The following is a 12,736-nucleotide window of genomic DNA, read 5'->3' on the forward strand; positions in this document are numbered from 1 at the left end:
GGATGCCCTTCGTGACCCTCAGAGGTCTGCTCGTCATCTGTCCCGACGTCCCGGCGAGCGCCGGATCTCCCAGCTCCACTTCCCGGCTCCGGCCGGCCCTCCGTCACATCTGCCGTATTGGCATTTCTCGGCATTTCTTGGCATTTCGGAACCTTCGCAGAACAGGGCCTGTCATGGACGTCTCCTTCCTGGGTGGACCCCACCCGCAGCGCGGCATCGGCATCGTCGCCCCTTTTGACTTCGCCCTCGACCGGGAGCTCTGGCGCTGGGTCCCCGACGAGGTCTCCCTGCACCTGACCCGGACGCCGTACGTGCCGGTGGAGGTCAGCCTCGACCTCGCGCGTCTGGTCAGTGAGCATCAGACGCTCCGCGCGGCGGTGCACGCGCTGAGCGCCGCCGAGCCCGAGGTGCTCGCGTACGCCTGCACATCCGGCAGCTTCGTCGACGGCATGGCCGGCGAACGCACCATGAGCGCGGCGATGGAGGCGGCGGGCGAGGTCCCGGCGCTCACCACCTCCGGCGCCCTCCTCGAAGCGCTCGCCGAGCTCCGCGCGCAGCGCATCGCCCTGGTCACCCCGTACACGGCCTCGGTGACCGAAGCCCTGGAGGACTATCTCGCCGAGGCCGGCATCACCGTGGTCAGCCAGACCGGCCTCGGCCTGACCCGGCACATCTGGAAGGTGGCCTACCGCGAGGTCGTCGAGATGGCCCGGCACGCGGTCCCCCGCGACGTCGACGCGCTCATCATCAGCTGCACCAACCTCCCCACGTACGACGTGATCCCGCAGCTGGAGGCCGAGCTGCGGATGCCCGTCGTCTCGGCCAACCAGGTCACGATGTGGGCCGCGCTGCGCCGCATCGGGGCCGGTGCGGTGGGGCCGTACCAGACACTGATCGACGAGTCGGCGCGGCGCATGCTGCGGGCGGACGCGCCACTCGCGGACGCGCCGAGGGCGGACGCCCCGGCGACCGCCGGTGCGGCCCCCGAGGAACCGACGGGCTTCGCCGAGCCCCCGGCGTTCCCGGAGCCGCCGGTGTTCCCCGACTTCCCGGGCGCCGAGTGAGCCCCGGGCGCCGGACCGGCAAGGCCCGGCGCCCGCCCCACTCGTACGACCGAGCAGCACGGAGGACGCAAGCGATGACCGCACTCGGATTCCTGTACCCGGGACACTCCGCCGAGGACGACTACCCGCGGATGGAGCAGCTGCTCGGCAGCGACATCCGCCTCGCCGTGATCCACACCGACATCGGCGAGGACGCCCACCGGGTCGACGCGCTGCTCCGCATGGGCGCGGCCGACCGGCTCGCGGCGGGCGTCGAGGAGTTGCGGCTCTCCGGCGCGGAGGCGGTGGTGTGGGCGTGCACGTCCGGCAGCTTCGTCTTCGGCTGGGAGGGCGCGCACGACCAGGTCAGGGACCTGGCCAGGACGGCCGGCCTGCCCGCGTCCAGCACGTCCTTCGCCTTCGCGCACGCGGCCCGGGAGGTCGGCGCGGAGCGCGTCGCGGTCGCGGCGACGTACCCCGAGGACGTGGCCGGGCACTTCGTCACCTTCCTGCGGGCGGCCGGCATCGACGTCGCCGCGATGCGCGGCAGCGGCATCATCACCGCGGCGGAGGTGGGCACTTGGGGGTACGAGGAGGTCCTTGCCCTGGCCCGCGCGGGCGACCACCCCGACGCGGCGGCGGTCCTGCTGCCGGACACGGCCCTGCACACGGCGGCGTACGTCCGCGACCTGGAGCGCGAGCTGGCCAAGCCGGTCCTGACCGCCAACCAGGTCACGGTCTGGGAGGGGCTGCGCCTCGCGGGACGAAGGGTGAACGCGCCGGCGCTTGGGGTGCTGTTCACGCGGGAGCCGATCGTGCAGGTGAGCTAGGGCCTAGCTAGGCCCTGTCCGGCTGGAGTACTGGGTTTCCCACCGCTGCGGGGAATAACCGGAGACGGCCTCCTGTTGGCGCCGGGTGCACACCCACGTACGTACGCAACGCAGGAGGCACCCCGGTGAGCACGGGAATTCACGGCACCCCGCAGGGCGAGGCACCGGTGCCTCTGTCGGTCCTCGACCTGGCCACGGTGGGCGCGGGCCACACGGCGACCGAGGCCCTCCGCACCGGAGTGGAGATCGCCCGGCTCGCCGAGAGCCGCGGGTTCCACCGCTACTGGGTCGCCGAGCACCACTCCATGCCCGGCGTGGCCTCCAGCAGTCCGGCCGTGATCCTCGCCCACCTCGCCGCCCACACCGCCCGCATCCGCCTCGGCTCGGGCGGTGTGATGCTGCCCAACCACGCGCCGCTGGTGATCGCCGAACAGTTCGGCACCCTGGAGGCCTTCGCCCCGGGCCGCGTCGACCTCGGCCTCGGCCGCGCCCCCGGCACCGACGGCGCCACCGCGGCCGCCCTGCGCCGCACGGAACGGCTGAACGAGGGCGCCGACGACTTCCCCGAGCAGCTCGCCGAGTTGACCCGCTTCCTGGACGACGACTTTCCGGACGGGCACCCGTACGCCCGTATCCACGCCGTCCCCGGTCCGGTGCAGGCGACCTCGCCCGGCGGAGTGCAGTCCGCGGACCGCCCCTCCGTCTGGCTGCTCGGCTCCTCCGGGTTCAGCGCCCGGCTCGCCGGCATGCTCGGCCTGCCGTTCGCCTTCGCGCACCACTTCTCCGCGCAGAACACGGTGCCCGCGCTCGACCTGTACCGCGAGTCCTTCCGGCCCTCGGCCGTCCTCTCCGCCCCGTACGCCCTGATCGGTGTCGCGGCGCTCGCCGCGGACGAGGAGCGGGAGGCCCGCCGGCAGGTACTCACCGGCGCCCTGTCGATGCTCCGCCTCCGCACCGGCCGGCCCGGTCTCGTGCCGACGCCCGAGGAGGCTCAGGCGTACGACTACAGCCCGATGGAGCGGGAGTTCGTCGACGGCTGGCTGAAGAACGTCGTGCACGGAACGCCGGACGAGGTCCGCACCGGCCTCGACGACCTGCAGAAGCGCACCGGCGCCGACGAGCTGATGCTCACCGCCAACGCCCACGGCGGCGAGGCCCGCGTCCGCTCCTACGGACTCATCGCGGACGCCTATCGGTTGCCGAGGCTCTGAGGCCGTGTCCGGAGTGCCGCGATCCGTTCCGGCGGGACCGCGCGGGAGTAGAGCCAGCCCTGTCCGGTGTCGCAGCCGATCCGCCTGAGGCGTGCCGCCTGCCCGGCGGTCTCCACGCACTCCGCGGTGACCGTGAGCCCCAGCTTGTGGGCGAGCTGCACCAGCGCCTCGACGATGGTCTCGTCGGCCGGATTGGCGTGCCCGCGCCCGTCGCCCGTCTCGTACTGGAAACCGCGGACGAACGAACCGTCCAGCTTCAGTACGGAGACGGGGAGCCGGCTCAGATAGGCGAGGTTGGAGTAGCCGGTGCCGAAGTCGTCGATGGCGATGTGCACGCCCATGTCGCTGAGCTCCTGCAGGGCCTGCAGCGGGCGCCCGGCCGAGCCCATCACCGCGGACTCGGTGAGCTCCAACTGCAGGAGTTCCGGCGCGAGTCCGGTCTCGGCAAGGATCTCGGCGACATCGGTGACCAGGTCGGAGTCCCAGACCTGGCGCACCGCGACGTTCACGCTGACGAAGACCGGCGGCAGGTCGGGCCGCTCCAGCTGCCAGCGCCTGGCCTGCCGGCAGGCGGTGCGCAGGACCCAGCGCCCGAGCTGCACGATCGAGCCGTCCTCCTCGGCAAGGGCGATGAACCGGTGCGGCGACAGCGTGCCGAACCGCGGGTGATGCCAGCGCACCAGCGCCTCCACCCCGCGTAGCGCCTCGTCCGCGAGCCCCACCAGCGGCTGGTACTCCAGGGCGAACTCGCCCCGCTCGACGGCCGGCCGCAGCGTGGACGACAGCGCCTGGCGGGTCATCCGGTGGGCGTTGCGCTCCGGGTCGAAGAGCGTCCAGCGGGCCTTGCCGTCCTCCTTCGCCCAGTACAGCGTCGTGTCCGCGGCCTGCATCAGGGCCGTCGTCCCCGTGCCCGCCGCGCGCCGCTCGACCACCCCGATCGACGCGGAGAGCGAGAGCCGCTGGCCGGACAGGTCGAAGGGGTCCTGCAGCGCGTACAGGACCTGCTCGGCGAGGTCGGCGACCTGGTCCGTCCCCGTCGAGTCCTCCACGAGCAGTGCGAACTCGTCCCCGCCGAGCCGCGCCACCAGCGGCGCCCCGCCCCGGCCGTACGCGGCCCGGTCCGCGCAGCGCGTCAGTCGCTCGGCCACGGCCGCGAGCAGCCGGTCGCCGGTGCGGTGCCCGAGGGTGTCGTTGACCGCCTTGAACCCGTCGAGGTCCAGATAGCAGAGCCCGATCCGCCCGGTCCCGCCCTCCTCGTACGCGGCCGACTCCAGGGCCGCCGCCAGCCGCTCGAAGAACAGGGTGCGGTTGGGCAGCCGGGTCACCGGGTCGTGCATCGTCACGTGCCGCAGCCGCGCCTGGAGCTCGCGGCGCGCGCTGACGTCCGCCACGGCGAGCAGCACCCCGCCGCTGTCCGGCATCGGCTCCACGGTCACCTGCGCCCACAGCGAGTGCCCCTCGGGGTGCTTGAGCCGTCGGGTGCAGCGCAGCCGGGCCTGCCGCCCGCGCAGCACTTCGCGGTACGTGTGCCACGTACGGGTGTCCGAGCCGAGGCCGACCAGGTCGGCGGCGGCCTGCCCGGTGAGCTCGGGGGCCGGGGTGCCGAGGAGGGCGCCGAGTGCGTCGTTGGCCCGGCTGACCCGGCCCTCGCGGTCGACGACGGCCAGGGCGAGGTGGGCGGCGTGGAAGGCGGCGCGGTAGTCGCGCAGCTCGGGGTCGGCGGGGCGCCGGTCGGCCGGGGGTGCCGGGGGTGCCGGGGGTGCCGGGGGTGCCGGGTGGCTGCCGGCCCCCGGATGGTGACGTTCCGTGACGTTCTGGGGTGTTGTGCCGGTCGGCTGTGCGGCGTGTGTGGTGGCCGTCGCCGTGGTTGCCGGCCCTTCGGACGTTCCGCTCACCGCTCGCTCCCGTAGGGCAGTTGGTTCTCGTACAGGTCTGGGTCGGCCGGAAAGTGTGCCGATCATAGAGGCTGGTCGGAGCGCCGATCCAGCTCCGCCACGGTATCGAGTGCCCCTCGGGGGGATGTTCCGGATTCCCTTGCGGGGTAGGCCCGTTGACGTCTGACCGCTTCTGTCCGGACCGGTCCCTGCCCTGACAACCACTGATGCGACCCGACCGCTTCTCGGCCAAGCCGCTCACGCGCGGTGACGGTACGTGAACGCCTTCCGGAGGGCCCGCTCACTCGACCGGGGCACCTGAACAGGGCGAAGCAGGGCAAAACGTCGCACGCTGGGTGGGGTGTTCCGCTGTCCCACCGGAGGTCGACGTGCCGCGTCAGCACCCCCTCGGGGGTCACCCTCGTGCAGGGCACCCCCTCGGGGGCCACCCTCGTGCAGGGGGGCCCTCGCCCCGCGCGCGCAGCGTCGCGGCCGTCCTCACCTCGCTCGCGGCCCTCGCCGCGACGTCCCTGGTGGCGGGCCCCGCGAGCGCCGAACCGTCCGCGGCCCCCTGCGCCCTGGAGCGCACCCCGGCACACCACTCGGAGGGCCTGGACACCTGGAACTCGGCCTACCCCAAGCCGGAGCGCCGCCTCGACGCGGTCATGGTCTTCCTGTCCTTCCCGGACTCAAGGCCCACGCTCACCCCCGCGGAGCTGGCCGCCGACCACTTTCCGGCCACCAGCCGCTTCTTCGAGCGCGCCTCGTACGGCCGGTTCACGCTGCGCGCGCACCCGCAGCCGGAGTGGACGACGATGCCGCGCAGCTCCGGCGCGTACGCCATAGCGCGCGACTGGGACCCGGCCCACCGTCGCGCCTACCTCCAGGACGCGCTCGCCGCCGCCGATCCGAAGGTGGACTTCGGCGAGTACGACGTCGTCTACTTCGTCGCCGACCCACAGGCGCCCGGCGTCGACTCGGACGCCACGAAGGTCGTCAACTTCGACCGGCCGCTGCGCGCCGACGGCACGGACATCCGCCGGGTCGTCACCGTCTTCGAGCGGCACCCGCCGGACCGGCTCGTCCTGGCCCACGAGACCGGCCACGTCTTCGACCTGCCGGACCTCTATCACCGGCCCGCGGACGGCAAGGGCGACTGGGACACGTACGTCGGCGACTGGGACGTGATGGGAAGCCAGTTCGGGCTTGCGCCGGACCTTTTCGGCTGGCACAAGTGGAAGCTCGGCTGGCTCGACCCGGAGCAGGTGCGCTGTGTCCAGGGCGACGACGACGGTCTGGTCACCCTGGAGCCGGTCGCGGCTCCCGTCCCCGAGGGCCGCACCGGCGGCACGCGCCTCGCGGTCGTCCGTACGGGCCGTGACTCGGCGATCGCCGTCGAGGCCCGCAGCTCCGTGGGCAATGACCGGACGACGTGCACCGAGGGTGTCCTGCTCTACCGGGTCCGCAACGAACCGGCCTCCGGCGCGGGCCCGGTCGAGGTGATCGACGCCCATCCGGAGTCCGAGGCCTGCTGGGACGAGTCGGTCTACCCGCCGCTCGCGGACGCCCCGGTGAAGCTGGGGGAGCGCTTCACGGTGCCGGGGGAGTCGCTGGCGGTGGAGGTCGTGAAACGGTCCCGGTCGGGGGCTTGGACGGTGAAGATCACGACGTGAGAGGTGTGGTGGTTGCTCGCCGTGTCCGGGCAGCACGAAGGCCCCCCGCTCACGCGAGGGGCCTTCGACTGTCGGTGCGCCGCCAGGGACTCGAACCCCGGACCCGCTGATTAAGAGTCAGCTGCTCTAACCAACTGAGCTAGCGGCGCCTGCTGACGTCGTAGACCCTAGCATCCTGGTCGGCGGGAGGAAAAATCGATATGCGGACCGCCCCACCGGCCAACGCGCGGGCCACGCGGACGCTCGCCCAGAGCAGCGCCTCGGGCCCCGGGAGCCACGGATGGCGAGTGTCGGGCGCGACCAGCCAGCGGGAGCCGAGACGTTCCGTGGGGGCGGTTTCGTCGGGCGGGGTGAGCGGCGGGACGGTCACCGCGTCGCCGGTGCCGTGGCAGAGCGGGGCCGGTACGGCGGGGCTCCACTCCTCCCAGGCGAGCAGGGACGGCAGGCGCTGCGCGGTGCCGGGGGCGGCGAAGACCAGCATCCGGCCGCGGTGCGCGGCGACCGGGCCGGAGCCGGGGCCCTCGTCCCACAGCCGGTCGAGCATGCGCCGGCCGAAGACGGCGGGCACGCTCACCACGTCGAACGCGGAGCCGCAGGGCAGTACGACCGGGGCGTGCGGGCGGGACTCCCAGAGCGCGAGCGTGCTGCGCGGGTGCGTGGACGCGGAGGCTAGCCAGCTCGCGCCGTCGGCGGTGACCACGGTGGCGCGGTCGAGGACGGCCGTCGCCGCCGCGGTGGTGGTGGTGGCGGGTGCGGGTGTGGGTGCGGGTTCGCTGAGGTGGCTCCGGCGTGCGCTCATGTCCGACAGGTTTACCGGGAGCGACCGCTCCGTTCCTGTGGGTTGCCGGAAACGGGGACAGGTCGGGGCGGTATGGAGTATCTTGCCCGTCGGCATATGCCAGTTGAGCGTGTACGGGACTGCTTGATCGTGTACGGGACTGCGCCGGTTGAGCGTGTACGGGACTGCGCCGGCCCTGCGCCCCGGCTGCCGGGCTCAGAGGCTCACTGGTGGCCTCCGGAACGCAGCAGCTCCCGGCCGAACTCGACCATCTTCTTCGCGTAGTCCTCGGTCCAGTCCGCGCGCTCCGCGATCGCCGCCGTCGTCAGCCGGTCGAAGCGGCCGGGGTCGGCGAGCTGGGCCGCCGCGATCGCCTGGAACTCCATCGAGCGGTCGGTGGCCGTGCGGAACGCGAGCGTCAGCTCCGTCGCCCGCGCGAGCAGTTCGCGGGGGTCCTCCATCGACTCCAGGTCGAAGAAGTGCTCCGGGTCGGCGGTGGCCTCCATCGGCTCGAACAGCAGCGGTGCGGGTCGCAGCCGCGCCTGTGCCCGCTCGGGCTCCGCCATGCCTGCCTCCTGTGCGTACGTGCTTGTGCTTCGGTGCTTGTGCTTCGGTGCGTTTGCTTCGTGCCTGTGCGTCGGTGCGTGTGTGTCGGTGCGCTGTGCCTGTGCGTCGGTGCGCTCGCCCCGGCGCGTGTGGTTCGGTCCTGGCGCTTTCACCGGGCCGTCTTCCATTGTCCAGCCGCCCGCAAGACCGCCTCACCGGGCGGGCCTACGGCCGGTACGGCACCCGGTGCTCCGCCAGGTGGGAGAGGACCGCGTGGTTCGCCTCCCAGCCGTCCGGGAACTTCACGGTGACGCCCAGCTGCACCGGCTCCGTCGACGGGTGCTCGTCAAGCAGCTCGGCTACGCCCGCGCGGCACACCACGATGCAGGCCTGCCGGTGCCGGGACGCGAGCACGCACAGGCGGCCCGTCTCCAGGTGGAACGCCGTGGCGTCGGGGCGGCCGGAGAGCGGGTGCAGGACGACCGTCACGTCGTACTCCCGGCCCTGGAGGCGGTTGGCGGTGTCCACCGTGACGCCCGTGACCGCCGGCTCGGCGAGGGCCGCGCGGACCGCCGCCGCCTGGTCGCGGTGCGCGGTGCCGACGGCGATGCGGTCGGCGGTGAGCGGCGCCGGGTCGGGGGAGCGCTCGCTGACCGTGGCGCCGCCCCGGTCCAGGAGGCGGCGGACGACCTCGGCGACCGCACGTACCGCCTCCGGGTCCGTACGCGGAGTGTGCCGCGCGGGCAGTTCGAGCAGGCCCCAGCCGGAGGCCGCCGCCTCGTCGAGGACGCGGTCGGGACCGCTGCCGTCCGACGGGACCCCGAACGACAGGCTCCGGTCCCCGTGGTCCGTGCCCGAGCGGAACCGGGTGTACGGATAGAACGCGTCGCTGACCAGCGGCGCGGCCGAGGCGGGCAGCCGCCAGGACACCGGCAGGCGGTGCTGCGGCAGGCTCGGGTTGTGCGCGAGCAGCGTGGACACGGCGCTCGCCGACGGGTCGTACGAAAGCCCCGCCCACTGCTCGCTGCCGACGATCGCGAACGGGTCGAGCTGGCCCGGGTCACCCACGAACAGCGCCCGCTCGAAGAGCCCGGCCACGGCGAGCAGCGCGTCCGACCGCATCTGGTACGCCTCGTCCACGATGGCGTGCCGCCACGGCTCGACGTTCTTGACGTGCGCCCACTTCGCGGCCGTGGAGATCACCACGTCAAGGCCTGCCAGGTCGGCCGCCTTGGCCGACTTGCGTACGTGCTCCAACTCGTCGAGCGCCTTGTCGTACGGGTCGGCGTCGCTGCTGTGCAGGCGGCCGACCGGGAGGTCCGGCTGCTTCTCGGCGAGCCGCAGGACCAGGTCGTCCACCTGGGCGTTGGTCTGCGCGACCACCATCAACGGGCGGCCCGCGGCGGCCAGTTCGAGCGCGGCGTTCACCACCAGCGTCGACTTGCCCGCGCCCGGGGGCGAGTCCACGACGACGCCGCGGGCCCCGCCGTGCAGCGTGTCGTGGAGGATCGCCGCGGTGGCGCGGGCGGCCTCGGCGGACGGGTCGAAGGCGGATCGGTCGAAGGGGGATCGGTCGAAGGTGGATCGGTCGAAGGTGGATGGGCCGAAGACGGATGGGTCGAAGGAGGCGTCCGCCCGGTGCGTACGCGTGGGGTCGGGGATCACAGCACGTCCTCCGGGGTCACCGGATCGGGGGCCTCCGCGCCCTCGCCCGGCGGGCCGCCATGGGTCCAGGGGGTGTCGTCGGGTTCGGGGAGCGAGGGGCCGCCGCGCGGTGCGTGCTCGAAGAGCGTCCAGACGATCCGGTCGCCCTTCACCGGCACGGAACCCTCCTCGGGCTCCTTGCCGCGGCCCATCTTGTCCAGGATCCGCAGGACCACACCGCCCTCCTCGTCGTACCCCACGAACTGGGCGCTCTGCGGTTTGCCCGCGAGGGAGCGGTGGACCTTCGCGCGCTCGGCGAGGTGCGGGGCGTCGTCCGTGCGCAGCGTGACCAGAGGGCGGGGGCTCGGGCGCGCGCTGTCGGTGTACGCCATCACGATCTCGGTGACCTCGCCGCCGAAGGCCTCGCCGGACAGCCGCCGCCCGGCCATCACCAGCGGGTCGTCGAGCGCCTCCTGGGCTTCGAGGCGGGCCTGGGCGGTCTCGCGCGTGGCCAGCTTGTTGGCCGCCGTGACCGCGTCGTCCACGCGGGGCTGCGGCGGCTCCCCGGCGAGGACGCGGTCGCGGTGGCCGGTGTACGACCAGCGGTCCCTGGTCCAGCGCTCGGCGGCGCGCTCGCCCTCGGGCAGGGCGGCGAGCAGGTCGAGGCCGCGCCACACGGCGTCCCAGGTGGGGCGCGTACGGCTCTCCACCAGGGCGGCGATCTCCCGCTCGGCGGCGGCGAGTTCGGCCAGGTGGCGGTCGGCGGCGGGGCCGTCCTCGGCGGCCGCGACGGCCGTACGCGCCCGGTCGTACCGCTCCATGGCCGGGGCGAGCAGCTTGTTGTCGAACGCCGGGTCGGTGGCCGGGCCCGCGGGCGGGCAGAGCAGCTGGCCGGCGGCGTCCCGCGCGGTCTCGGCGCGCAGCGCGGCCGCCGCGCCCAAGCCTTCGGCTTTGCTTTCGCCTTCGCTTTCGCCTTCGCCTTCGCTTTCGCCTTCGCCGGAACCGTCGCCCGAGACCGTGCCCGAACCGTCGCCCGAGCCTTCGCCGGGCGGGTCGATCCAGGCGAGCAGCGCGCCGAGGTGCTGGTCCTCCAGGCTCGACTGGCCCGTCGCCCAGTGCCGGGAGAGCAGCTCCGTCATCGCGGCGACCAGCGCCGAGCCCGGCACCCGGGCCCGCTCCGCGAAGTGCGTCAGCCAGCGGCCGAGCAGCGGCACGCGCGGGGGCGCCGGATACGGGGCGTCCGGGTCCTGCTCGGCCGTGCGCCGGAACCTCATGGAGCGCCCGAGGAGCCGTACGAACTCGATGCCCGCGCGGCTCGGCACGATCAACTGCGGGGCGTCCGCGCACAGTTCGGTCTCGACCTTGACCCGCTTGCCGGTCTCCGGGTCCGTCTCGGTGCGCTCGGCGGGCTCGGTGTCGTCCGCGAACGAGTCGACGTACGGCAGGAGTTCCTCGGCGAGGTCGGCCAGGAACGCGAAGCGCAGGTCGCGGTCGCGGGGCTGCGGCACGACGAGCAGCCGGGGCCGGTCCCGGTCCGCGCCGACCAGGGCGCCGAGGGGCGCGCCCGCCTCGCCCGCGGTGGTGAGCGGCACGAACACCAGGGGGCGGGCGGCCAGATGGCGGTGCCGGACGGTGGCGAGCGGCTGCGCCCGGCCAGACTCGACGGCCTCCATCCGCGCCAGGGTGTGGATCAGCGACATGCGGCTCGCCCTTCCGTACGTGCGTGGGCGCGGGGCGTGCGTGCGTGGGTGCGGGTCGTGCGTGCGTGGGCGGGGGGCGCGGTCGGTTCCGTACGTGCGCGGGGCGCGGTCGGTTCCGTACGTGCGCGGGGCGCGGTCGGTTCCGTACGTGCGCGGGGCGCGGTCGGTTCCGTACGTGCGCGGGGCGCGGTCGGCTCCGTACGTGCGCGGGGTGTGGTCAGCACGTGACTCCCTTCAGTGCCTGGCTGCGCAGCGCCGCCGCCCTGCGGAGGGCCGCGACCGCCGGGTCGTCCGCGTCTCCCGCCTCGCCGCGCGCGGCCGCGAGGACCTGCCCGACCGTGGTGAGCGCGCCGAGCTCGCCGCGCACCGAACGGCCGAGCGTGGTCACCTCGCCCTCGCCGCGGGAGCGGTCCCGGCAGTGGAAGGCCAGCTCGCAGGCGGCCAGGCACTCCGGCGCGTACGCCGCGGGCACCGACTCGACCGCGCGGCCGAGCTCGTCCGGGGGGCGTTCCACGTCGAACGTCGTGCCCTCGGGCAGGGCCGCCGCGATGTCCTCGATCCGGGTCAGGCGGCCCAACTGGCGGCGGGTCACGGAGAGTTGCTTGCGGACGTCCACGGCGGCGGCGGTCGGCTGGTTGGAGAAGTCCTTCGGGCAGACGAGCAGGACCTGGTGGCCGACCCGGGGAGCCGGGTCGAGGCGGGCGGCGACCTGCTCAAGCGCCAGCGCGTACACCGCGGCCTGGCGGGCGGCGGAGCCTGCCTTTCCGGGGTCCGTCGAACCGTCGATCATCGGGAAGGACTTGATCTCCACGACCGTCCAGCGGCCGTCGGGATGCACCACCACCGCGTCCGGCTCCAGGAACGCGGGCGAGCCGGCGACGTCAAGCGCCAGCATGGGGTGGTCGAGCAGCGTCCACGCGCGCGTGGCGGACGCCTCGCGCAGGGCGAGGGCCGTGCGGGCGGAACGGCCCGCGGGCCCGGCCGCGGTGAGGTCCGGGGTGTGCGCCTCGGCCGCCTCATCGCCGCCGCCCAGGTGGGCCCGGACCAGGCGGAGCAGCTCCGCGCCGCCGTCGGCCTTCACCTTCGCCTCGAAGGCGTTGCCCCGCACGAGCGCGAACTGGGACTGGCCGAAGCCGGAGGGCGAGCCGAGCGCCTGGGCGAGCGCCGCCTTGTCCACCCCCGCGCCGTCGAGCAGGGCGCGGCGGCGGCAGCCGGGGTTGGCGGCGAGGGCGGCCAGGGCGCGCGCGTCCAGGGCCTTGGCGGGGACCGCCGGGCCGCGCAGCTCGGCGAGCCGCTGCCGCAGCGCAGGCCGGGCCGTCCGGGCCTCCTGCGCCGCCTTGTCCGTCGGCGGTACCGCTGCCTCCGGTACCGCGCTGTTGGGGAATTCGCTCACCTGCCGAAGTCTCGCACCCGGGACTGACAACGGGGGGCCGTATG

General features: G+C 74.1%; 10 protein-coding genes and 1 tRNA gene. 4 read left to right on the forward strand and 7 right to left on the reverse strand.

The features are described from left to right. Positions 1 to 173 precede the first annotated feature (173 nt). From QIS99_RS12215 to QIS99_RS12225, 3 genes are all read left to right on the forward strand, one after another. On the forward strand, positions 174 to 1,064 hold the full coding sequence (locus QIS99_RS12215; protein ID WP_282513244.1) for a maleate cis-trans isomerase family protein: 891 nt from the start codon (positions 174 to 176) through the stop codon (positions 1,062 to 1,064). Positions 1,065 to 1,138: 74 nt separating this feature from the next. Next, complete coding sequence (locus QIS99_RS12220) at positions 1,139 to 1,873, forward strand: maleate cis-trans isomerase family protein (protein WP_282513245.1); 735 nt, start codon at positions 1,139 to 1,141, stop codon at positions 1,871 to 1,873. 125 nt (positions 1,874 to 1,998) lie between these two features. Further along, positions 1,999 to 3,084 (forward strand): LLM class flavin-dependent oxidoreductase, encoded by a 1,086-nt coding sequence (locus QIS99_RS12225; RefSeq protein WP_282513246.1) that lies wholly within the window; start codon positions 1,999 to 2,001, stop codon positions 3,082 to 3,084. On the opposite strand, the gene QIS99_RS12230 is transcribed toward QIS99_RS12225, so the two are convergent. Further along, positions 3,063 to 5,045, reverse strand: coding sequence for a putative bifunctional diguanylate cyclase/phosphodiesterase (locus tag QIS99_RS12230; RefSeq protein ID WP_282513247.1), 1,983 nt, complete (start codon positions 5,043 to 5,045; stop codon positions 3,063 to 3,065). The genes QIS99_RS12225 and QIS99_RS12230 overlap by 22 nt on opposite strands. 302 nt (positions 5,046 to 5,347) lie before the next feature. Between QIS99_RS12230 and QIS99_RS12235 the strand changes: the two genes are divergently transcribed. Next, on the forward strand, positions 5,348 to 6,631 hold the full coding sequence (locus QIS99_RS12235; protein WP_282513248.1) for a M6 family metalloprotease domain-containing protein: 1,284 nt from the start codon (positions 5,348 to 5,350) through the stop codon (positions 6,629 to 6,631). A gap of 75 nt (positions 6,632 to 6,706) precedes the next feature. Here the strand turns inward: QIS99_RS12235 and QIS99_RS12240 are convergent. The 6 genes from QIS99_RS12240 to QIS99_RS12265 form a co-directional block, all read right to left on the reverse strand. Further along, positions 6,707 to 6,780: transfer RNA gene (locus QIS99_RS12240), tRNA-Lys, on the reverse strand. Continuing rightward, a complete protein-coding gene (locus QIS99_RS12245) occupies positions 6,771 to 7,430 on the reverse strand; it encodes a bifunctional DNA primase/polymerase (protein ID WP_282513249.1) in 660 nt (219 codons plus the stop codon). The genes QIS99_RS12240 and QIS99_RS12245 overlap by 10 nt, the downstream gene beginning before the upstream one ends. Positions 7,431 to 7,633: 203 nt before the next feature. Next, complete coding sequence (locus tag QIS99_RS12250) at positions 7,634 to 7,975, reverse strand: hypothetical protein (RefSeq protein ID WP_282513250.1); 342 nt, start codon at positions 7,973 to 7,975, stop codon at positions 7,634 to 7,636. A 205-nt stretch (positions 7,976 to 8,180) separates the two neighbouring features. Continuing rightward, the gene (locus tag QIS99_RS12255; RefSeq protein WP_282513381.1) at positions 8,181 to 9,464 is read right to left on the reverse strand and encodes an AAA domain-containing protein; all 1,284 of its coding nucleotides are present in this window, start codon (positions 9,462 to 9,464) and stop codon (positions 8,181 to 8,183) included. Positions 9,465 to 9,616: 152 nt separating this feature from the next. Beyond that, positions 9,617 to 11,299 carry a hypothetical protein gene (locus tag QIS99_RS12260; RefSeq protein WP_282513251.1) on the reverse strand — a complete coding sequence of 561 codons (1,683 nt, stop codon included), beginning with the start codon at positions 11,297 to 11,299 and terminating at the stop codon, positions 9,617 to 9,619. Positions 11,300 to 11,516: 217 nt separating this feature from the next. Beyond that, a complete protein-coding gene (locus tag QIS99_RS12265; protein ID WP_282513382.1) occupies positions 11,517 to 12,602 on the reverse strand; it encodes a hypothetical protein in 1,086 nt (361 codons plus the stop codon). Positions 12,603 to 12,736 lie beyond the last annotated feature (134 nt).

The sequence above is a fragment of the Streptomyces solicavernae genome, assembly GCF_029968095.1.
Lineage (GTDB): Bacteria > Actinomycetota > Actinomycetes > Streptomycetales > Streptomycetaceae > Streptomyces > Streptomyces solicavernae.